The following is a 22,803-nucleotide window of genomic DNA, read 5'->3' on the forward strand; positions in this document are numbered from 1 at the left end:
GAACTAAGACGCGAGCAGTACTTAACTACGGCAAGTTGAAAGTAACAATGTTTCAAAGTTAATTCAAAAGACTAAACTATCAGCTTAGGTAGCGCCAATGAAGATAGAACTGAGCTTCATAAAATCAAGGCAACAAGATCTGAATTTGATTTTCAAAACGGATGACATTCTAGATTGTTCGTGGCGTTTATTTTCTTGTTGATTTAATCTTCTTTATAAACCGGCAGAGCACCAAAACTTTGAGAAGTTGGCATGATTTCGATACGATTGACATTCATGTGTTCAGGCTGTTCTAGCAACCAAACCACCGTTCTAGCAATGTCTTCTGGTTGAAGACTATTAGCTTTTTCATAGATTTTTCTTGCCTTGTCATCGTCACCTTTAAAACGAACTTTTGAAAACTCTGTTCCGCCAGCAAGACCAGGCTCAAGATTTGTTACTCTGACATGAGTTCCGGCTAAATCAGCTCGGAGATTAAGAGAAAATTGCTTAACAAAAGCTTTCGTCGCACCGTAGACATTGCCACCTGGATAAGGGTAGTTCCCAGCAATCGAACCGATATTAATCACGTAACCAGACTGACGCTCTACCATGCCAGGCAATATTTGGCGAGTTAAGTAGGTTAATCCCATAACATTGGTCATAATCATCGTTTCCCAATCATCGAAATTTACTTCATTAGCCTTTTCAAGCCCCAAAGCCAACCCCGCATTATTTACCAGTACATCAATCCTTTGAAATGCCTCTGAAAGCTCCTCCAGTGCTTCAGAAATGTTTTCTTTTGATTGCAAATCCATTTGAAGTGGAACAAAAGCATCACCCAACTCTTTTTTTAGAGCATTTAAACGCTCTAGGCGACGACCTGTTCCAACGACTTGATAACCTTTTGCGACTAAGCTTCTTGCAATTGAAGCTCCAAAACCAGCTGTTGCTCCTGTTACTAATGCTGTTTTTACCATAATATACTCCTTGCATTTTGATACGATAAAAGCCGAGTAAAAACTCAGCTTTTAAAATTATTTTTCTTCCAGTGCTTGGGCTGCTGTAATGATACCAAGTTTGTAAATATCATCAGCACTTGAACCACGAGAAAGGTCGTTGACAGGTTTGTTAAGTCCTTGAAGAATTGGTCCAATAGCATCAAACATTCCTAAACGTTGTGCAATCTTGTAGCCAATATTTCCTGATTGAAGGTCTGGGAAGACAAATGTATTTGCCTGACCAGCGACTTCGCTATCTGGTGCTTTAATTGCTGCTGTTTCTGGAACAAAGGCTGCATCGAACTGCAACTCACCATCCAAGGCGAGATTAGGTGCAAGCTCTTTAGCCAATTTAGTTGCTTCAGCTACTTTGTCAACTTGTGGTGATTTACCAGAACCTTTTGTTGAGAAGCTCAACATAGCTACTTTAGGCTCAATATCAAAGATAGCTGCTGTTTGCGCTGTATTAATTGCAATCTCAGCTAATTCTTGAGCGTTTGGATCAATGTTGATAGCACAGTCAGCCATGATATAACGTTCGTTAGTATTTTCACGGTTCATCAAGAACACACCTGATGTGCGAGAAATCCCTGGTTTCGTCTTAATGATTTGAAGAGCTGGACGAACAGTATCAGCTGTTGAGTGAATAGCTCCAGATACCATACCATCAGCGAGTCCCATTTGAACCAACATAACACCAAAATAGTTCACATCACGAAGCATCTTATCAGCATCTTCTGGAGTTGCTTTCCCTTTACGAATTTTTACAAACTCTTCTTTCATTGCTTCAAAATCTTCGTAAGTTTCTGGATCAATAATTTCAGATTTCGGATCTTCAAAACCTAATTTCGCTAGCAAAGCTTTTACTTCTTCTGGTTTACCTAGGATGATTGGATCAACCAAACCTTCAAATTTCAAACGAGCTGCTGCACGAACAACACGCTCATCATTCCCTTCTGGAAAGACGATTTTAACATGTTTTCCAGCAACCTTCTCACGCAAACCACCAAAAAGTGAACGAATACCTTCCATTATTTAAAAATACCTCTATCTATTATTATTTTCTAATGACATGATAACGTTTTCGAAATCATTTGTCAAGCCAAGTTCATGAGTCACCCTCTCTTCTCTGAAAGGATCAAAAAATGATAAGGTATGACAATGCAAGGCTTGCCGCTCAATTCCCAAATCCATACGACCTCCGTATAAATCATCTCCCAAAAGAGGAAAACCAATGTGAGCGAAGTGAACTCGTATCTGGTGGGTGCGTCCTGTATGAAGGCGAATATCAACCAGATGAACATCCCCATACGAGGCTACTACTTCATAGGCCGTGTGGGCATACTTCCCTGAATGGTGAACCCTTCTGGTGATAATAGAGTCTTCATCACGTGCAATCGGCGCAATGATCTCACCCTGCTTCTCAAGTTCTCCCTTACCGGAAATAAGAGCAAAATAACGTTTTTCAATAGCCTTCTTCTGTAACTGCTTATCCAAACGAGCATGCGCATAGCCATGCTTAGCAAACAACATAAGCCCGCTAGTATCACGATCCAAACGTGTTACAATGTGAACCTGCAAATTTGGGTACTTGTTTTTCATGAAATAGCCTTTGACAAAATTTGCCATGGTATTAGAATGGTTGACACTAGGAATGCTAGCAACCCCCGAAGGTTTATTAAGTACCAAAAAATGGTCATCTTCCGATACAATAGCCAGAGATGCCTCAATAGGTTTCAATTTTTCATAAGGCAATTCATCAGGAATATCAACAGCTATCACATCCCCAATTTCAACAATGTGAATAGCATTTTGTTCCTCATTGTTAACCCAGATACGGCCACCCTTGAATTTGATTTTCGCCAGAAGACCTTTCGAGATATCGTGCTCTTTTAAGAGGGATTTGACCTTGCCTGGTCTGTGGGCAACAAATTCAAACCTCATGAATCCAAGTCCCCAATAAAGGCGTCCTTAACCCTTGCCCAGAAACTAGTATGACTAGGCGTTGACACAAAATTAATCTTATGATTAGAGATGTAAAATTCCACCTTAGCGATATTTTTATGATGATAGGTCTTGTTATCAATCGAAACCGTGTAAGTCCCCAAACGTTTTGGAACAAGAACAATACGATCATCCTTAGGGATAATGAGAGATGACCCTAGTGTACGAAAAACACGGTTATTGATGCTTGAAATTTCGGTCATTTGAAGAGCTTCAATCGTTGGATGAAGAACGGCTCCTCCCAGAGATTTATTGTAAGCTGTGCTTCCTGTTGGCGTCGATACTAAAATCCCGTCACCACGGAAACGCTCAAACTTAACTTTATTGATCATAACGTCCGCAACCATTGTTTTTTCAATGCGTTTCAAGGTCGCTTCATTCAAGGCGCGTGAGCGATAAACCCGACCATCATCCAGAGTGACCTTAACTTTAAGAATAGGGTAGGAGATACTCTCCCCCTTGTCGTGTCTCAAGTTGTCAATCAACTTCTCCACTTCAAAATCACGATAATCCGTGTAAAAGCCTAAATGTCCTGTATGAATACCGACGAAACGGACTGTATCCAGCTCTTTCTCGTACATATGAAACGCAGACAACAGCATACCATCGCCACCTATAGTTATCACAACATCAGGATTCTGCTTACTCAAATAAAAATCTGGCGCCTCACGTAAACTATTGAATAATTTTGAAGCAATGCGCTTGCTTTGATATTTACCATTTGCGATAATCGCCACCCTCATCGGCTTATCTGTAATATTCGTCTGTGTCATCACTGTTTCCTATACCATCACTTAAACTTCTATTCGCTGGATCAAAAAGCAGTTGTGCTTCTTGAATGTCTTCTCTAATTTTCCTCATCTCTTCGTCAAGCTCAAGTGCAATTTTGGCTGTTACTTCCAAGCGTTGCTTAATATCTTCTGGAAAATCCCCACGATACTTATAGTTCAAAGAATGCTCAATCGTTGCCCAAAAGTTCATAGCCAAAGTCCTGATTTGAATTTCTGCCAAAACAGTCTTTTGTCCGTCAATGGTATCAACGGGATACTCAACCACAACATGGTAGGAACGATAACCACTCGACTTCATATGACGAATATAATCTCGCTCTTGAACAATTTTTAAATCATGGCGTTGTCGTAATAGCTGTAAAACTTCATCAACATCATCAACAAATTGGACCATGATTCTAAGCCCTGCAATATCTTGAATATCCTGTGCAATATTTTCTAAAAGAACACCTCGCAAAGCCATTTTTTCTTGAATGCTCTCTACCGATTTAACTCGTCCAGTAACAAACTCAATAGGAGAATGCTTTTGTTGCTTGCGGTATTGTTTACGAATACCCCTCAATTTAATTTTTAATTCGCCAACGGCTTGAATATAGGGGTCTAAAAATTCTTCCCAATCCATTGCTATTGATGACCCTCCCATCTACCTTTCCATCTTGTTTTACGGCACATTCTTGTAAAAAAGAGGACTTTTTTATAAAATGAATCTAATCATTATTATAACATAATATTCAGACCAAAAAAGGAAATTAAACCGTCTATGAGTAATCTCGAAATCGAATATAAGACCATGCTCAATAAAGCAGAGTTCAATCATCTGCAAAACCTCTTGATGCATGTCAATCCTGTCACCCAGACCAATTATTATTTTGATACCCCTGAGGGAGACATGCGTGCTAAAAAACTATCTCTTCGTATCAGAACCTTCGACAAGTTAGCAGAATTAACCTTAAAAATCCCCGAAAAAGTCGGCACAATGGAATATAACGTTAAGCTAACCAAAGAAGAAGCTAGAGAAATCATGGATAGCGGGCGATTTCCCGATTGCAAAGTGAGCGAACTCCTCACAGAAAAAAACATTCCTCTTGAAAGGCTATCTGTTTTAGGTCATTTAACAACTATCCGCCGTGAAACCCGCTTACCAATTGGTCTTCTTGCTCTTGATAAAAATCACTATGCTAATCGCATCGATTACGAACTAGAACTAGAAGTTGAAGATGCCAAACAAGGGCAAAAAGATTTTGACGATTACCTCCACACTCACAATATTAGTTTTAAATACGCTAAAAGCAAAGTTTCCCGCTTTGTTGCCACCCTTCAAAATAAACGATAAAAAAGCTGAAAACTTTTTCAGCTCAAAAATATATATACCCCCTCTAAACAATAAAGATATTAAAAAGTAAGACGTGATTGTAACTTAAACAAACTCATAGAAAAGTTGATTTATACTCAATGAAAATCAGACATGCCAGATAGGAATGAAGTTCATCAAATCAAGTCAACAAGGGCTGAAGTGGATTTTCGAAGAGTATTTATAGCCTCTTGAATTAACTTTGAGACATGGTCACTTTCGACTCGACGTACTCAAGTACTGTCCGCTTCATCCGTTTTCTTGTCTGAAAGCTGATTCATTTGATTATAGTAGCACCTTTTTAGTTTTTTCCTCAAGAAAACTAAAAAGGTTGAAGAAATTGCCAAAAATGACTTCTTTCTTCAACCTGAGCAGAAAACTACTTCTGCTCTTTTTTATCATCATCGTTAATCATCCCTAATTCAATCTAGGTAGCCTGTTTTCAATCTCTTTACGACGTGATTCATATTTTTGTGGTAACTGAAGGCTTTTTCCAAGACTTTCTTTAGTTTCATCAACCGTAAGCCCTGGAACTTGTGTTGCCATCTCAAAAATAACCTGACCGGGTTCTCTAAAGTAGATAGATTTAAAGTATTTTCGGTCTCTAAGAATTGTCACATCACGACCATTTTTAATCAAATACTTCCGCCAATCTCTTTCTTCTTTTTCATCCGTCAAAGACCAAGCAACATGGTGGACTGTTCCTGCTCCCCAAGCCCCTGCTTCCAAGAGTTCTTTCTCAATGAGTAGCTCTTCTTGCTTGTCTCCTGAGATGGCTAAATAGTGGTAATTTTCATCTTCCTTGACTGCTATAAACCCCATCTTAGTTTCTAAAAATTCTTTTGAAGCTCGTGGATGACTGGAGTAAATACTTAGACCATGAAAACCTTGTATGTCAGCAATATTGGACACTTCTGCCGAAGCAACCAAGGCTAATTCTAATTGATCATAGTCACTAATATAAAGAGCTTTGAATTGGGACCACTTCCCTTCCTTATATTTGATACCAAAGGACTTTAGTCGATTTTTCCAATAGTCTAATTGATTAGTTGGGATTTTAAAAGCTATTTTTCCCACTTGACCTGTCCCTTTTATGCCTGTTTTATTTTGTTGAGGAAAGAAAGTCATCAAAGAACTAAGCGGTGCTGATTGACTTCCAAAATAGAGATGATAACCAGTCCTATCATCAAAATTGACTGTTTGTTTAACCAATCTTAAATTAAGAATCTCCCGATAAAACTGTAACACATTTTCTAAATCACCAACCATGGCGCTAATGTGATGAATACCTCTAATCTTCTCCATGCTTTGTCTCCTGTTCCAATGTTATTTAAAAATAATTTTATCACTAATTAGTTCTATTTGCTATTGATTAGTCTTCAAGATGTTAACTAGTTAGTATTCCTGTATTTTTCCTGTTTTTTTGGTAAAATATAGTGGAACTAATTATATAAGGAGCATTTTGTCATGGCACAAAACAACGCCAACCCTCAAATGAAGCTTTTTTCATTAACATCCAATAATGATATTGCTGAAAAAATCTCTGAAGCCTCAGGCATTCCTCTTGGAAAACTTTCTTCACGTCAGTTCTCTGATGGTGAAATTATGATTAACATTGAAGAGAGTGTCCGTGGTGATGACATTTACATCATTCAGTCTACCAGCTTCCCTGTTAATGATAACCTTTGGGAATTGCTTATTATGATTGATGCTTGCAAACGTGCAAGTGCCAATTCAATCACTGTTGTTATGCCATACTTTGGTTATTCACGACAAGACCGTGTTGCCGCATCTCGTGAACCTATCACAGCTAAACTTGTTGCTAATATGTTGGTTAAAGCTGGCGTTAATCGTGTTGTAACTCTTGATTTACACGCTGTTCAAGTTCAAGGTTTCTTCAACATTCCAGTTGATAATCTCTTCACAACACCATTATTTGCTGAACATTATGTCAATAAAGGTTTGTCAGGACAGGATGTAGTTGTTGTCAGCCCTAAAAATTCTGGCATCAAGCGTGCCCGTAGCCTAGCAGAATACCTCGATGCACCAATTGCTATCATTGATTACGCACAAGAAGACGATAGTCATCGTGAAGAAGGCTACATCATTGGTGATGTAGCTGGTAAAAAAGCAATCCTTATTGATGATATTCTAAATACTGGTAAAACATTCGCAGAAGCAAGTAAGATTGTTGAACGCGGTGGCGCCACTGAAATTTACGCTGTATCAAGTCATGGTCTCTTTGCAGGTGGAGCTGCCGATATTCTGGAAGCTGCTCCTATCAAAGAAATTCTTTTGACAGACTCTGTTTTGTCTAAAGAACGTATCCCTAACAACGCAAAATACATCACAGCTAGTGAGTTGTTTGCCGATGCTATTGTTCGCATCCAAGAGCGCCAACCACTCAGCCCACTCTTTACATTTCACCACAACGAGGATTAATACATTTTGATTTACTTGGATAACGCTGCAACTACTCCCTTAACAGAGTCTGTTATCGCTGAGATGACACAAGCAATGACACTCCAGTTAGCAAACCCATCAAGCATTCACACGCACGGACGATTGGCTAGCCAGAAATTAAGAGAGTACCGACAGACAGTGGCATCACTTCTAAGCACGACTCCAAATAATATCATCTTCACTTCTGGCGGAACAGAGAGTAATAATACTGCCTTAAAAGGTTATGCCCTTGCCCATCAGGAAAAGGGTAAGCACATTATTACATCAGCCCTTGAGCATCACTCTGTCTTACACACTTTGGAGTATTTGGAAAAACACTTTGGCTTTGAGGTGACCTACCTGCAACCAGTTAATGGGGACATTCGCCTTGAAGATCTAAGGGCTGCCTTGCGAGAAGATACTATTCTGGTCAGTCTCATGTATGCCAATAATGAGACTGGAGATATGCTGCCAATTGCTAAAGTTGGTGACTTATTGAAAGATCACTCTGCTGCCTTTCACGTTGATGCTGTTCAAGTGGCTGGAAAAATCCTTCTAGAGCCTGAAAAATTAGGCATTGATTTCATGTCCATCTCAGCTCATAAGTTCCATGGACCTAAAGGTGTCGGAATTCTGTATAATAATCGCATGCTATTTGACCCACTCTTACACGGTGGAGAGCAAGAAGATAAGCATCGTGCCAGCACTGAAAATCTCATAGGCATTGCAGGAATGACTAAGGCTTTAGCTGATAGTCATGACCATTTAGATGAGAACTGGAACAAGGTCACACGCCTAAATCAAGCCTTTTTAGAACAGTTATCTGGACTAGATTTCTATTTAAATAGTAAGGCTAAAGCGATACCGCATGTGTTAAACATTGGTTTTCCGGGTGCCAACAATGGCGTCCTTTTAACCCAGCTTGATTTACAGGGCTACTCCGTCTCCACTGGTTCAGCTTGTACAGCAGGCACAGTTGATCCCAGTCATGTCTTGGCTGCTAAATATGGAGATGACTCACCCAAACTTCAAGAATCCATCCGAATCAGCTTTTCAGAATTAAATACTGAAGAAGAAGTCATCGGCTTGGCTAACCTGCTAAAATCATTATTAGGAGACTAGAATGGCTTTTGAAAAATCAATTTCACTAAAAGATTGTCAATATACTTATACAATTGACCCAAACATTAAAAAATACACGCTTAAAGATTTGACCTTCTCAGAAAGCAAAGTCGGTCACTATGAACTTAGTCGACTTTTGGAGGAAGTTCCCAACTCTGGCAAAGGATTCCTCTTAAAAATCGTCATTCATAAAGAACTAACAGGCTTTAAACTCAATATTACTGACCAATCTGGTCTTCGTTTAGTCAATATCTTTAAATCTGACGACCATAAAATCCTACAAGATAAATTCTACTTCCTAATGGATAGTCTCGTAGAACGTCAAGTATTCACCAAAAAAGAGCAATAGAGGAAATTTTGATGCTAATTATTACCTATCTAAATGATGCAAAACAAGAAAAAGAAATTAGCTATGAGAGTTATGATGCCTACCGCCAAGCCCAAATGACTTGTATGGTTGGTATTTCTGACCATTTCCCTGTGATAAAAGTTCTATACAAAGGTGAGGAAATCGACTACTCTGGTAACTTCGGAAACCTCTTTTATGCCCTTGACAAAAAGATTTAAATTTTAGTCAAATGAATTACTTTCAAACAAAGAACAGAAAGACGCAGAACAGTACCTGAGTACGGCAAGTCGAAAGTGACGATATGTCAAAGTTAATGCAAAAGATTATAATACCATCAAAAATGAAGCTAGGATAGTATTTCCTAGCTTCTCTTTTATTGTCAACTATATCAGTCTAGCCTTAATTAACACTAAACAAAAATCAAAAATGGATTTCAATTCAATTTCTATGAAGAATTGATTTTATACTCACTGAAAATCCAAATGAGACTAGACGGTTCCGACACAGATAGCACTAAAGTTCTGAAAATCCAGTCAACAAGGTTCGAATGTGATTTTTAAAGAGTATTAAGCCAGCTCAATACTCTTTTGGATGACACTTTTCATCTCTTCATCAAGCGTTTTAAAGCCTTGATTCGTGAGCGTTTGTGGTGCAAAAGCAATTTTAATCGGTTTCATTGATTAAAAGATAAATCTAGTTTTACAGTAACTATGAAACATCTATTTTTTATTAAGTATAAACCGCTCTTTTCACTTTAGTAACTTTCTAGAACAATAAACGTTCTAATGTTTTCACCACTTTTATTTGTTTATTTTTCACATAAAATCACTAATTCCAGACATTAAAGTTGCATTTTTCACAAGGATTATTTAAAATAAGTAAGTAAAATCATTTTAAACAAGTGATGTATTTATCAAAGTCAAAATACATCTTAGAAAAGGAGACAGCCATGTCTGTTGAAAAAACAATCCCAAAAGCAACAGCCAAACGTTTATCACTTTATTACCGTATTTTTAAACGTTTTAACACTGACAATATTGAAAAAGCAAGTTCTAAACAAATCGCAGATGCAATGGGAATTGACTCTGCTACAGTCCGTCGTGACTTCTCACACTTTGGTGAATTAGGTCGTCGTGGTTTTGGATATGATGTTAAGAAATTAATGAATTTCTTCGCTGATATTCTAGATGACCACTCTACAACTAACGTTACCTTAGTTGGTGTTGGTAATATCGGTCGTGCCCTTATGCACTACCGCTTCCATGACCGCAACAAAATGCAGATTGCTATTGCCTTTGACCGAGATGATAATGAAATCGTGGGAACAACTTCTCCAGACGGTATTCCAATTCATGGCATCTCTACCATTAAAGAGACTCTCAAAGATACTGATATTGAAACAGCTATCCTTACAGTTCCAAGTCTTCAGGCGCAAGAAGTTGCTGATCAGTTAGTCGAAGCTGGTATTAAAGGTATCTTGAGCTTCTCACCGGTCCACCTATCTGTGCCAAAAGAAGTCGTCGTGCAATACGTTGACCTTACAAGCGAATTGCAAACACTTCTCTACTTCATGAATCAAAAGCAAGGTTAATCCATAGCTAAGCAGCTTCGTATCGAAATTGATACGAATCATCAAGTTAGTCCTGAACATAGCATTTTAAGAGATTAGCTCCTCATGGTTTTATGAAAGGTTTCAAAAAAGCTTTTGGTATGCCACTTAGACTTCACATTTCTGACGCTGCCCGCCGTGTCTCTATCAGGTGGGCAAAATGTTAACCTAGCCTTCTATAGGTAAGAAAGTCAAGCTAAAAAAATAATAACTTCTTTAAAGAACGAAATCTATTTGAAGCCACTCTTTTTGCTGAAACTCTCAAACAAAAAAAACGGTTGTCACTGTTTACCACAGATCTCAATGAATAAAATTTGCCTTTAGTGGCAGCCTTCATCGAGACCTTGAAAAATACTAGCTGGATTGTCCCCAACAGATTACTTTATCTAGTGATACTGGTAACTAGAATCCTCCCTTTTAAGCTATTTATTGTAATCAGGATGAGATTAACTCTTTCCAAGATCAGACTGTTAATGATTTAACCAGTGAATCACGACAAACGCAGGAAGAAAGTTTCGGTTTTAGAACGCGTATTTTCATAAAACTATATTTTTTATCATAAAACTTTGTTATAATAGCAACAAAAATGCGGGACGACCTCTAGAAGACTATAATTTGGTGAAACTATAGTCTTTTGAATTAACGTTAATACATGGTCACTTTCGACTTGCCGTATTCATACTCAATGAAAATCAAGTACTGTCCGCGTCTCACTTCCTCTTCTGAAAGCTAATTCATTTGACGATATAAAAAAATGCATGTCATCAGAAAGTGATTTCATGCATTTTCTTTGTGCCTAGATCATAGTCAATGAATGAGAAATCATAGTTAACGCTCTACGGGCTGATACCTATTGAAGTGATTCGTTCATCTCAAACATCATAATCCCCTTATCTAATGTCAGTGTTATCTAAAATTTCTGATTAGTCGTAGAGTGATGATTTGATTTGTTGCCAATGACCTTTAAAGCACATCAGACTCTTCTCGGAAACTGAAGTAATCCCTGTTTCCAATAATCAAGTGGTCCAACAAAACCAGCCCCATATCATCACAGCAACGTTTTAATTTCTCGGTGAAACGTAAATCGTTCTCACTTGGGTCGACCGTACCTGAGGGATGATTGTGGACTAAAATAATTGACGTTGCCATATTTTTACAGGCATAATAAAGGATTTCGCGTGGCTCAGCAACAGATCGTCTGACTGTACCAATAAAAATGGTTCGTTGTTCAATGATACGATTTTGTGTATCCAGATAGAGAACAACCAGATGCTCTTGCTTCTGCCTTCCTATCTCTAGCATCATTTTCTTGGCAACTTGCTGACTTCCCATAATTCTCTCAGAACGCTTGCTTTCTGAAGCATGAATTCTTTTAGCCAGTTCAAGCATGGCTTTGAATTCAGTTGATTTAGCTAGCCCGATACCATGAATATTTTGTAGCTCTTGCAATGATAAATCATGCAAATCAGCTAAGCTATTAAGTTCGGATAAAATAGATTGAGAAAGAGCCATCACAGGCTCCTTTTTCGTTCCTGTTCGTAATAATATAGCTAATAATTCTTGATTGCTGAGTTTTTCAGCGCCTAGTTGAACCAAACGCTCACGAGGCAGCAAAGCTTCATCTGGAATAGTAACGTGATACATAAAATAAACCCCTTGTCTTTTGATTGTCCTATCTATTTATTCGTAAAAATAATACAAAAAAACTGAATTTTTGTCTAGCTTCTCGACCGGAAGACAACTATCAGTTTTGATGTTTAATGTTTTAGTATGTTAACTTGAAAAACTTTTAATATGCTGATTTGAGGCATTTTATAGCCAAATGAATTAACTTTCAGAACAAGAAGTTGAAACGCGAACAGTACTTGATACTCTTCGAAAATCAAAATCAAACTAGAAGACACCGATGCAAATAGAACTAGAATTCATCAAATCAACAGGTCTGCTTTTGATTTTTATTGAGCATGAGTACGGCAAACCATGTACCAAAGTTAATTTTAAAAACTATATTTTCTATTCAGATTGACAATAACGGACATACCGTGCAGATTTTAGGGTTACTCTTGTACTCACGATCCCCTCTCGTGCTTAGCTATAAGTTACCCACTACAGTTGACAATGAGCCTAAAAATACTAAAAAGCCTTGGAAACTCAATTCTCAAGGCTTTGTCTTAAGTCTAATTGACTGCTATATCGGTCTTTCTCATTGATTTTCTCCGTTACTGTGTCTCAGAACAATTTCGAAATGCCAATTTCTTTTAACAGTCCACTTCACTGACTCTTTTCATTTTCGGGGTAGTGTTAGTGATTTGAAATCCTTAGAAGCGCATTTACTTCTAACATACCATTAAGCGTTTTTAAACAGCGTGATAAGGTAAATCATGGGCTTGAGCAACTGCTTCGTTAGTCACTTTTCCATGATAAATGTTAAGTCCTGATCGAAGAGCTGGATTTTCAGCGATTGCCGTTTCAAGACCTTTATTAGCCAACTCAAGCGCATAAGGCAATGTAGCATTTGTCAACGCAAGCGTAGATGTTCTTGCGACCGCACCTGGCATGTTTGCCACTGCATAATGAATGACACCATCAACCACATAAGTAGGCGCATCATGTGTCGTCACTCGATCAGCTGTTTCAATAATACCACCTTGATCGACAGCGACATCAATGATTACTGAGCCAGGTTTCATGGTAGATACCATTTCCTTAGTAACTAGCTTAGGAGCACGGGCTCCAGGAATAAGAACCGCTCCTATCAGTAAATCAGCTTCTGCAACTGCTTCTGTAATATTAAGGGTATTTGACATCAAGGTTTGAACTTTGCCATCAAATTGTGTGTCTAATTGCGCTAGGCGTGTTGGATTAACATCCAAAATAGTGACGTCTGCTCCTAAGCCGACAGCCATTTGGGCTGCATTAGCACCAACATTACCGCCTCCAATAATCACTACGCGACCTTTTTTGACACCTGGCACACCACCTAAAAGAATACCAGCTCCGCCCTCAATCTTTGTCAGATAACGTGCTCCCAGTTGAGTCGCCATACGTCCTGCAACTTCACTCATCGGGTTAAGAAGTGGCAATGTCCCACGGTCAACTACTGTTTCGTATGCTACAGCAGCTAAACCACCATCTAGCAAGGCATTAGTTAACTCAGGAGCTGGAGCTAGGTGGAGATAAGTGAATAGAAGTAAATCTGGACGGAAATAGACATATTCAGAAGCTAATGGTTCTTTAACTTTGATAACCATATCAGCTGCCCAAGTTTCCTTAGCCGTTTGTTTTATATCAGCCCCTTGAGCAAGATAGTCTTCATCAGAAAAGCCAGACCCAACACCCGCTTCCTTTTCAACCCAAACATCATGTCCTGCTTGTTTGAAAGCCAAAACTCCCGCTGGCGTTAGCCCAACCCTGTTTTCATTATTTTTAATTTCTTTTGGAATACCAATAATCATTTTTGACGTCCCCTTTCACTACTTTATAACTATTGTCACATAAATCCCACCCCTAAGTCAACCAAAAACCATCTTGTGAACTTATTATCTATCATATTTACTCGTGGTTAGTTATAAAAATCTTAAACGTAAACATTTGATTTTGGAACAAACTAATCTTTGCTTGCGAGTCAATCCCACCCTATTCCAATCTTAAAAACACACGAAACAACATAGCAAAGTTAAAATAAGGCTAATTCCTAATCAACTAAAAAAGCAAGTACCGATTCGGTACTTTCAGAAGGTAGAAAAGCCTCTGGAAATTTGAGAATTTGGAAAATTGTGTAGGGAGACAGATAATCATTAAACTTTTAGAAATACAGTTATTTCAACATTTTTGAGAGTTTTTCTTGGACTACAAAGAAAAAAGATTGGAGAAAAATATCCAAAATGGACTTTTTCTTCAACCTGCGAGTACTGATTCGGTGCTTCTTCTCTACCTTTCATAAACTAAAAACATGCCAATTAAGGCATGTCTGTTCAAAGAGGTTGGGCAAAACTAGTTCCCAATTGATTTAATTTTAAAAAATTTATAAACCATTTAATAATGCGGTGGTCTAACTTGATTTTCTTGTTTCTTTCGCTTTTCTTTGACATTGTCTTTAAGCACCTGATAGAGGGTCCCTGCAATTGGAACTGCAACCAGCATTCCCAAAATACCATTGACAGCGCCACCAACAGTAATAGCCAAGAGGACCCACATACCTGGAAGTCCAATCGAATTCCCAACAACTTTAGGATAAATGAGATTACTTTCAATCTGCTGCAGTATCACCAAATAAATGATGAAAAAGACAGCTAGTTGGAAAGATTTCGTTGCAATTAAAATGAATCCCACTCCAGCTCCAATGAATGCCCCAACGATCGGAATTAAGGCAGTGAAAGCAATCAAAACACCCACGGTTACAGCGTACGGAAAACTAAAAATAACCATACCAATAGCTGTTAAAGTGCCGAGAATAATGGCTTCAATAGTTTGCCCTACAAAGAAATTATGAAAACGGTCATGCAGGATTTCAGTTACATAGAAAATCTTTGAAGCCCATTTACCAGTATAAAGCTCTGTCAAAGTTCTCGCTTGTCGAATTAATGTTTCCTTGTTTGCCAGAACATAAATTGAAAAAACAAGACTGACAAAAACATTGATGACTGTGGAGGCGATATTAGAGACAGACGTCAAGACATTAGTTAGAACTGACAGCAATTGGTTAGTGATTTGTTGTGTAGATTTGGAAATGGTTGAGCTGATATCAGAATTTTGACCAAAGACATCCAAAATACGATTGATCACTTTGTTGTCGTTAAGCTCTGCAATTATTTTTGAAACCGCTTGAGTGTCAATTTTCAAAAGCATTTTTAGACTTGAAATCAAATCTGGGAGGACGATTGAAAAAATCCAAACGACCACTAAAATAAAAGTCAGATAAGCCAAAATCATTGAGATGGGGCGCTTAATTTTTAATAAAAATGGCGTCTTGATAAACTTACAAAACCAAGTTTCATAGACATACATGACAATGTTAACAATGTAGGCAATCCCTGCACCTACTAAAAAGGGTTTTAAAGCATTCCAGAAGGTTTTTATCAGCCCAGCACCACTTTCCCAATTCTGGTAAATCCCAAAGCAGAGAAAGAACGTCAGAACGATATAACCCACTTCTTTTTTTGTAATTTTCACGAATTCTCCTTTGATTCTATAAATATAATTTCAATTGTTCAGCAATCACAGCATAACCTTTTTGACTGAGGTGTAAACCGTCAGTCGTATACTCATCAGCCAAGTTACCATCTTTATCTAGCAAATAGGGATAAAGATCAATATATTCAGCCAAAAGTTGTTCTTCAAGTTGGCGGTTTAACGCCTGAATATCATGATTGTTTCGGATTTTCACCTTGGATTGATACTCTTTTTTGTGGCTAACTGGTAAGATCGAGAGTAAATAGACCTTGGTAGCAATCGATTCAAACTGAACAGTCTCCAAAATTGTCTCGATATTGTTAAGAACATGATTATCATCATAACCAAGCCCCAAATCATTAGTTCCAATTAAAATAAAAAGCTTATCAGGTTCTAAATCTAGAACTTGTTCTTTGATATGCTCTTTAAGCCAATTCGTATCTACTCCAGCAATGCCACGATTTAAGATAGCTTGTTCTCGACCAAAAAATTTCTTTAAAGGAAAAAATTCGATAATCGAATCTCCAGTAAAAACAGCCGCATCTTTGGAGTCTCTCTGATTAGCGGCAAGATAGTCTCCTAACTTTTGTTGGTGATATTTAGCTAAATCGGGTCCAATAACTTCAATCATAATTATACTCCTGATATTAGTAACAATTTCTATTATACCGTTTTTTGGTTTAAAAATCAGTTTCAATTTTTTTAATTTTCAAATATAGTCAAATAAATTAACTTTCAGACAAGGAATAGAAAAGATGCAGAACAATACTTAACACTCTTCAAAAATCAAAAACAGACCTTATTGACTGGATTTTGATGAACTTCACATCGGCGTTACCTAGTTTGCTTTTGATTTTCATTGAGTATGAATACGGCAAGACGAAAATAACCATGTATCAAAGTTAATTCAAAAGTCTATATCATTATAAAAAGAGGACTATTCACTAGTCCCCTTTCCACTCTTATTTAATCAATTCGTAGATTCCCTCTGCATAGATAGCTGCTGCCGTGAAGAGCTCTTCAACATCTGAGAATTCATTAGCCTGATGCATGGTATCAATAGAATCTGGGAAGAGAGCACCAAAGGCAACGCCACGTTCTAGGAGACGACCAAAGGTACCACCACCGATAACTTGTTCGTGACCTTTAAGTCCAGTATGTTTTTCATAGACTGAAAGAAGTTTTTCAACCAATGGGTCCTCAACCGACACATAGTGAGGTGTGTGTTCATGTTCAGAAAGGGTCACTTTTTCAACACCTTCAAGTTTTTCAAGACCAGCTTTGATGGTTTGGGCATCTGTTCCTTTAGGGTAACGGAAATTAAGTGCGATGGTATTGTCCGCTTCTTCTTTCAAGAATGAGAAGACACCAGCATTCATGCTTACTGAACCCATTTTTTCATCAGTATGGGCTAAGCCAAGCTTTTCAGCTTCAAAGTCTTCATGAAGGACATCAGCTGTGATATTAATAAAGGCGCGAGCTCCATCTTCAAACGCTAATTCTTTCAAGAAGTTAGCAAGGAAGGTTGCACCATTAACACCCTTATATGGCATCGATCCATGGGCAGATTTACCATTAACAGTAATTGACACATTGCCATCGTTATCTTGAGAAATCTCACCTGTTAGATTGTTCTCGGCATTAAAGACACGTAGTTTTTCAGACAGGTCTTCAAAATTAATGTCTCCTGAAATAAGTGCTGTTGCTGATTCAGGAACCATGTTTTCACGCAGACCACCTTCAAATTTGTGAAGAATGACGGCACCATTATTATCACCTGAAAAATGAAGGTATTCAGTGATATTACCCTTTTCACCATTGATAATTGGAAACTCAGCATCCGGAGAAAAACCAAAATCAGGCTTTGCAACACCAGCATGCGCAAAGTAATAGTCCATATCAGCCCAACCAGACTCTTCGTCAGTACCTACCACAAAGCGCACTTTTTTAGAAACAGGAAGACTAAGTTCTTTGATGATTTTAAGCCCGTAGTAGCAAGCCATTGTAGGCCCTTTATCATCAGATGCCCCACGTGCATAGAGACGACCATCTTTGATAACAGGTGTATAGGGATCAGTATCCCAACCAGAACCCGCAGGAACTACATCAAGGTGACCAAAAATCCCCATGACTTCATCACCATTACCAAATTCAAACTCACCAGCATAGTTATCGATGTTGCGTGTTTTATAACCATCACGCTTGGCAATCTCCAAGAATGCTTCCAAAGCCTTAACAGGACCAGGTCCAAATGGGTGCTGCGCATCCGCTTGACTATCGTCACGCTCAGAGTTAATACTCAAGAGAGTAAACAAATCCGCCATCATATCCTCACGGCGCTTATCAACTTCTGCTTTAAAATCAATAGTAGACATAAACATACTCCTTTACTTATGAGTCAAAAAACTGACCTAATCAACTAAAATATAGCGAGAAATTCTCAATTTCAGTACCTCATTATACCACGAAATGGAAAGGATTTCACGATATTTAAAAAGCCACTTTGTAGTGACTCCTTGATTCTTATTATTGGATGCTTACCAAACATCAACCTTCCAAGAAAATTGCTTATTAAAGTACATCTCGAGACTCTAAAAGAGAGGGACTATTCTTTTCCCTTCAATGGTATATGCTCTAATCACGATAAGACCTCATTTCTTTTGACTAAATCTATCCAATTTTTAGTTGGCAAATACAGTTTCTTGTCGAAACAAGCTCATACAAGTAAATCCTCTATCCATCAATAAAACCAAAATCACACAGTCTGCTTAACTGGCGTAAAAAGCGTGTCTTGGAAACAACGGCATTATATAAACTAGAATAAGGATTCACTTCTAACGTCAACTGATTTTCAAGCATTCCATTACCTCAAGCATAATAAAAAGCCATCCAGTTTAATGACTTTTCAGTTGGCTCCCTATCCTATAGTCAAATGAATTAACTTTCAGACAAGGAACAAAAAAAGACGCAGAACAGTACTTGATACTCTTCGAAAATCAAAAGCAGACCTTGTTGACTTGATTTAATGAAGACAGTTCTATCTGCTATCTGTGTCGCCTAGTCTGCTTTTGATTTTCATTGAATAAGAATAGCAAGTCGAAAGTGACCATGTCTCAACCTTAATTCAAAAGGCTGTAATGCTCCCTTTTTGTGTAAGTCACCCGCTACAGTTAACAATGAGCCTTTGATAAGGATTATATCAAGTCTATCTGTTCTTTTTTTCCTATGTACTTCAAAATTATTTTTTTAAATCATATTTTATCTGACTAGTACTAATCTCGGGAGTTCTATCTAAGTAAACAACTTCTACTCCTTCATCTCGCAAAAAATCAAATTTTCCTTTCCAGTCATTTCCCATGACAAAAGTATCAATATGATATTCATGCATATCCGTTTTCTTTTGTTCCCAGTTAGTCTCAGGAATAACCAAATCTACATAACGAATCGCTTCTACTAAAGATTTACGTTGTTCATAAGAGAAATAACACTTTTTCTGCTTTTCTACCCAATTAAACTCATCCGTAGAAATAACAACAATAAGATAATCTCCTAGTGACTTGGCTCTTTTTAATAAGTTAATATGTCCATAATGAAGCAAATCAAATGTTCCATAAGTGATTACACGTTTCATAATTAATCCTTTCTGTTAAAGACTGATAATATCTTTCCAAAATTCTTCATATGTGGATTGGCGATTGTCATAGAAAAGAGTCATAATTCTTTCATAATCAGAAATACGCTTATCAGTAAAGTAATTTTGACGAACATCATCAATCATATCTAGTAATTCTTCTGAAGTTTCCACCATCAAAGAACTACAATAATCTTCTAAATCAAATAAGAGACCAACATCACCTGTTCTAAATTCTTCAACATCAGGTGTGTACATCACAATTGGAACATTCCGATATACCGCATCAAAAACTGCTGATGAGTAATCCGATACAACTCCGTCTACATGTTCATACAAAACATTGACATCAAAATTTTCATTTAAAAAATATACATTTTTTAGCGACTTAAAATCGGCTGTAGAAAAATTAGAAGCAGAATGCTGTTTTTCAATCCAAAGAATTTGATTTTCTTCAAGATAGTTCACTAATTTTTCATTTGTCAAAGGATGCTGATAATGATTATAAGTACTTCTAAAAGTGGGTAAATAAATGATTTTAGTTTTAAATTGATTTATCTCATTTAATACATCCATCTCTTTTGGAAGCAACTCTAGGCATTCAAATGTTCTAGGATATGATGAAATAAAAATATTGTTTCTAGGACAACGTGAAATTTGATAATTGTCTTCTTTGTTCTTTTCACTTGTTGATAACAAGTAGTAATCTGCCCATCCTCCTCTAGAAAGAAAGGTTTTTAGCCATGAAATACTAGTTTTTTCTGCCAAATGATGATTTTGCTTTGTTTCGTTGGAAGCCGCTCCAACAGATTTTATGGCAATGCCATGCCAAAGTTGAATGCGTTTTGCTCCATAAGATAGCGAGGTTTCAATATCGGGTTGAAAACGACCATTTTGCAGTACATAAATTGCATTACAGACAATATGGACACCGGCTTTTAGATGCCAGTAAAAACTTTGTCTAGTTCCGCAAAGGTAAACTTCATATCCCATTTCCGATAGTTCTTGTAAAAGTTGCTCACTTCGAGTGACCCAAATGACGCGTTTCAATGATAAACGGTTTTTTTCGTGATGAAGATATTGGTACAAAAAACGAGAATTGTCTGCAAACTTTTCTCCCATCCAACTACCAATCAAAATAATCGAGTTGTCCCTGCGAATGAAGACATTCAAAAGACAGACCAAGCCATTAAGAAAACCATTTTTTAAATAAGTTATTATCCTTGTCATATTTTATCTTTCTGTTTCAAAATTCTTACTTGCTCAATTTCACTTGAAGCTTTTTACTTGTGCTAAGAGAATCTCACGATTGTACCATGCTTCATAAATAACTAAAACAATCGCTATTGCCCAACGCACAAGTGGATTGTCCATAAAGAGGTAAAAAATAGCAACCACGATAACCAGACTGAAAAATGGTCGTGCAAAGTAAGTCATTGGATAGAGATGTGGATTTAACATTTTTGAATATCTAGCATGCAAGAAAAAGGATACTCCATATGAAAACAGTGTCGTAAAAGCTGCTGCAACATAACCATATTTAGGAATAAAGAAATAATTTGTCGCGATATTACATGCTGCTGCAATCAAGGTATAAGAAGTGATATATACCGACTTTTTGTAGTAATGTTCAACATTAACATATAAAGTATAGGCAAAAACCAAAAAATTAGCTAATACAATAGGTGGAACGATGGCAATACCAGACCAGTATTTGCTATCTGCAAGTATTTTTACAATTTCTGGACCAACCAATACTAATCCTGACATCGCTAAAGTCATGAATGTAATATAATACTTCACCTGTTGGTTAATTATTTCAACTTCTCCTTGCTTCAAACGATTTGTAAACCATGGAATCCAAACACCATCTAAACCTGTCGTAATAACAGTTGCCAGCATTCCTAAATTATAGACCAAGCTATAAATTCCAGTTTCACTAGCTGTTCTAAAGGCTGTAATCATCAAACGGTCTGACTGAGAGAGTAAATTGAGCGCAATCCCATGTAATACCAAGGGAAGCGAAATTTTCAAAGCAAATGTTACATATCTGTTATTCCAAAGGTTTAAACTTTTCCGATAAGCTAAGAAAGTCACAAAGATACCAAAAGCTAGTTGCGTTAAAGCCATTGGCAAAATTCTTCCCAAATAAGGGACATCCGAGAAAAGGAATACGACGGCTACTAGAGAAATGATAACCGCAAGTAAATTAGGTACAATCAATAAAAATGTTCTAAATTGATATTCGTATCTCATCATGAGATACATCGAATAATTTTGCAATAAAGCTTGACCTAACGCATTACCCAACCCCAGTAAAATCAATAAGGGAGACCCAACTCCAAGGCTTATTACCACTAGACTGACCAAGAGACCTATGCAACCATTTAATAAGGTTAAACTGGTTAGGCTAGACATTACATCATCGATTTTCTCTTCGTACTCAATAAAAGCTGAGCGAATCCCCATATAAACCGCGCAGCTAATAATCATTGAAACAATCGCAACCCACGATGTATAAGTGTTTACGATACCATAGTCAAATGGACTTAACAATCTACTGAAGATAGGAACGGTAATAAATGAAATTCCTTGATTTAATAAGGTTCCTATCATATAATAGGTGCTTATTTTTTTATAATTTATAAGCTGCTTTTCTTCTGTCATTCTCTAGTGTCTCTCACCTTCTCAGTGACTTTTTTTATAAATGCTTCAGGTTGATTTGCCAACTCTGCCATCGGGGCTAATTCATCCGGAGTGAGCTCCCACCATTTGGATTTTTCCAGTTGTTCCTGAATAGGCTCTGAAAAACGGACACCAATCTGTCGTGCAGGTACCCCTGCAACAATTGTATACGGTTCGACATCATGTGTTACAACCGCTCCTGCACCGATGATGGCTCCATTACCTATATTTTGTACATTCCCAGTAATAATTGCATTAACACCTATCCACACATCGTGTCCTATTGATAACTGTTTTTCGTCATATCGAGTCTCTGTTAACGCCCCAAAATCTTTTTTATAGAACAATGGATAGGTAGAAATATTATCATATGGATGATTTCCAACTAAACGCTGGACACCAGGGGCAATTGAACAATATGCACCAATAGTGACATTAGGACGAAAACCATCAGTAAAACAGCCATAACTCCCAATTTGAACATCAATATTTCTGGTTTCTTTAAAAATTCTACGCAAAGTTGTTGAATAGAATTGCCCTCCCTCATATCTATTAATGTATTGATAAAATAATTTACGAGTTAGAGAATTTTTCAAATATAATTTTTTTAATATTTTGTACGCTAACTTACCTCTATAAGTTAGATACTTAGTATCAAATTTCATGG

Annotated in this window: 21 protein-coding genes; 6 read left to right on the plus strand and 15 right to left on the minus strand. The window is 37.4% G+C overall.

Annotation, left to right across the window (positions count from 1 at the left end):
- Positions 1 to 203: 203 nt before the first annotated feature.
- Genes A3IA_RS0100480 through yjbM form a run of 5 tightly spaced genes read right to left on the minus strand, consistent with a single transcriptional unit; the run spans position 204 to position 4,403 of the window.
- Complete coding sequence (locus A3IA_RS0100480; RefSeq protein ID WP_018379405.1) at positions 204 to 959, minus strand: SDR family oxidoreductase; 756 nt, start codon at positions 957 to 959, stop codon at positions 204 to 206.
- Positions 960 to 1,016: 57 nt separating this feature from the next.
- Positions 1,017 to 2,012: a phosphate acetyltransferase gene (gene pta, locus A3IA_RS0100485; protein ID WP_018379406.1), complete on the minus strand. Its 996-nt coding sequence runs from the start codon at positions 2,010 to 2,012 to the stop codon at positions 1,017 to 1,019.
- A gap of 15 nt (positions 2,013 to 2,027) precedes the next feature.
- Positions 2,028 to 2,924 (minus strand): RluA family pseudouridine synthase, encoded by an 897-nt coding sequence (locus A3IA_RS0100490; RefSeq protein ID WP_018379407.1) that lies wholly within the window; start codon positions 2,922 to 2,924, stop codon positions 2,028 to 2,030.
- The gene (locus A3IA_RS0100495; RefSeq protein WP_018379408.1) at positions 2,921 to 3,757 is read right to left on the minus strand and encodes an NAD kinase; all 837 of its coding nucleotides are present in this window, start codon (positions 3,755 to 3,757) and stop codon (positions 2,921 to 2,923) included. Before A3IA_RS0100495 ends, A3IA_RS0100490 begins: the two co-directional genes overlap by 4 nt.
- A complete protein-coding gene (yjbM, locus tag A3IA_RS0100500; protein ID WP_026217477.1) occupies positions 3,732 to 4,403 on the minus strand; it encodes a GTP diphosphokinase in 672 nt (223 codons plus the stop codon). Before yjbM ends, A3IA_RS0100495 begins: the two co-directional genes overlap by 26 nt.
- 132 nt (positions 4,404 to 4,535) lie before the next feature.
- Here yjbM and A3IA_RS0100505 point away from each other — a divergent pair, with 132 nt between their 5' ends.
- A complete protein-coding gene (locus tag A3IA_RS0100505; protein ID WP_018379410.1) occupies positions 4,536 to 5,108 on the plus strand; it encodes a CYTH domain-containing protein in 573 nt (190 codons plus the stop codon).
- A gap of 435 nt (positions 5,109 to 5,543) precedes the next feature.
- Here the strand turns inward: A3IA_RS0100505 and A3IA_RS0100510 are convergent, their stop codons facing one another.
- The gene (locus tag A3IA_RS0100510; protein ID WP_018379411.1) at positions 5,544 to 6,431 is read right to left on the minus strand and encodes a VOC family protein; all 888 of its coding nucleotides are present in this window, start codon (positions 6,429 to 6,431) and stop codon (positions 5,544 to 5,546) included.
- Between the two features lie 162 nt (positions 6,432 to 6,593).
- Here A3IA_RS0100510 and A3IA_RS0100515 point away from each other — a divergent pair, with 162 nt between their 5' ends.
- The 5 genes from A3IA_RS0100515 (at position 6,594) to A3IA_RS0100535 (ending at position 10,630) form a co-directional block, all read left to right on the plus strand.
- Positions 6,594 to 7,568, plus strand: coding sequence for a ribose-phosphate diphosphokinase (locus A3IA_RS0100515; protein WP_018379412.1), 975 nt, complete (start codon positions 6,594 to 6,596; stop codon positions 7,566 to 7,568).
- 6 nt (positions 7,569 to 7,574) lie between these two features.
- Positions 7,575 to 8,690, plus strand: coding sequence for a cysteine desulfurase family protein (locus A3IA_RS0100520; protein WP_018379413.1), 1,116 nt, complete (start codon positions 7,575 to 7,577; stop codon positions 8,688 to 8,690).
- A gap of 1 nt (position 8,691) precedes the next feature.
- A complete protein-coding gene (locus A3IA_RS0100525) occupies positions 8,692 to 9,039 on the plus strand; it encodes a DUF1831 domain-containing protein (RefSeq protein WP_018379414.1) in 348 nt (115 codons plus the stop codon).
- 11 nt (positions 9,040 to 9,050) lie between these two features.
- Complete coding sequence (locus tag A3IA_RS0100530; protein ID WP_018379415.1) at positions 9,051 to 9,257, plus strand: DUF4649 family protein; 207 nt, start codon at positions 9,051 to 9,053, stop codon at positions 9,255 to 9,257.
- A gap of 731 nt (positions 9,258 to 9,988) precedes the next feature.
- Positions 9,989 to 10,630, plus strand: coding sequence for a redox-sensing transcriptional repressor Rex (locus tag A3IA_RS0100535; RefSeq protein ID WP_018379416.1), 642 nt, complete (start codon positions 9,989 to 9,991; stop codon positions 10,628 to 10,630).
- Positions 10,631 to 11,611: 981 nt separating this feature from the next.
- Here A3IA_RS0100535 and radC read toward each other — a convergent pair.
- From radC to A3IA_RS11545, 9 genes are all read right to left on the minus strand, one after another.
- A complete protein-coding gene (gene radC / locus A3IA_RS0100540) occupies positions 11,612 to 12,292 on the minus strand; it encodes a RadC family protein (protein ID WP_018379417.1) in 681 nt (226 codons plus the stop codon).
- A gap of 713 nt (positions 12,293 to 13,005) precedes the next feature.
- The gene (gene ald, locus A3IA_RS0100550; protein ID WP_018379419.1) at positions 13,006 to 14,103 is read right to left on the minus strand and encodes an alanine dehydrogenase; all 1,098 of its coding nucleotides are present in this window, start codon (positions 14,101 to 14,103) and stop codon (positions 13,006 to 13,008) included.
- A 580-nt stretch (positions 14,104 to 14,683) separates the two neighbouring features.
- Complete coding sequence (locus A3IA_RS0100555) at positions 14,684 to 15,820, minus strand: AI-2E family transporter (protein WP_018379420.1); 1,137 nt, start codon at positions 15,818 to 15,820, stop codon at positions 14,684 to 14,686.
- A 16-nt stretch (positions 15,821 to 15,836) separates the two neighbouring features.
- Positions 15,837 to 16,451: an SGNH/GDSL hydrolase family protein gene (locus A3IA_RS0100560; RefSeq protein ID WP_018379421.1), complete on the minus strand. Its 615-nt coding sequence runs from the start codon at positions 16,449 to 16,451 to the stop codon at positions 15,837 to 15,839.
- 331 nt (positions 16,452 to 16,782) lie between these two features.
- Positions 16,783 to 18,195: a dipeptidase PepV gene (gene pepV / locus A3IA_RS0100565; protein ID WP_018379422.1), complete on the minus strand. Its 1,413-nt coding sequence runs from the start codon at positions 18,193 to 18,195 to the stop codon at positions 16,783 to 16,785.
- Positions 18,196 to 19,058: 863 nt separating this feature from the next.
- Positions 19,059 to 19,451 carry a glycerol-3-phosphate cytidylyltransferase gene (gene tagD, locus A3IA_RS0100570; protein WP_018379423.1) on the minus strand — a complete coding sequence of 131 codons (393 nt, stop codon included), beginning with the start codon at positions 19,449 to 19,451 and terminating at the stop codon, positions 19,059 to 19,061.
- Positions 19,452 to 19,466: 15 nt separating this feature from the next.
- Positions 19,467 to 20,681, minus strand: coding sequence for a CDP-glycerol glycerophosphotransferase family protein (locus A3IA_RS0100575; RefSeq protein ID WP_018379424.1), 1,215 nt, complete (start codon positions 20,679 to 20,681; stop codon positions 19,467 to 19,469).
- A gap of 39 nt (positions 20,682 to 20,720) precedes the next feature.
- On the minus strand, positions 20,721 to 22,118 hold the full coding sequence (locus tag A3IA_RS0100580) for a lipopolysaccharide biosynthesis protein (protein ID WP_018379425.1): 1,398 nt from the start codon (positions 22,116 to 22,118) through the stop codon (positions 20,721 to 20,723).
- On the minus strand, positions 22,115 to 22,801 hold the full coding sequence (locus tag A3IA_RS11545; protein WP_018379426.1) for a CatB-related O-acetyltransferase: 687 nt from the start codon (positions 22,799 to 22,801) through the stop codon (positions 22,115 to 22,117). Before A3IA_RS11545 ends, A3IA_RS0100580 begins: the two co-directional genes overlap by 4 nt.
- Between the last annotated feature and the right edge of the window lie 2 nt (positions 22,802 to 22,803).

Source organism: Streptococcus thoraltensis DSM 12221 (assembly GCF_000380145.1).
In the GTDB taxonomy this organism is placed as follows: Bacteria; Bacillota; Bacilli; order Lactobacillales; family Streptococcaceae; genus Streptococcus; species Streptococcus thoraltensis.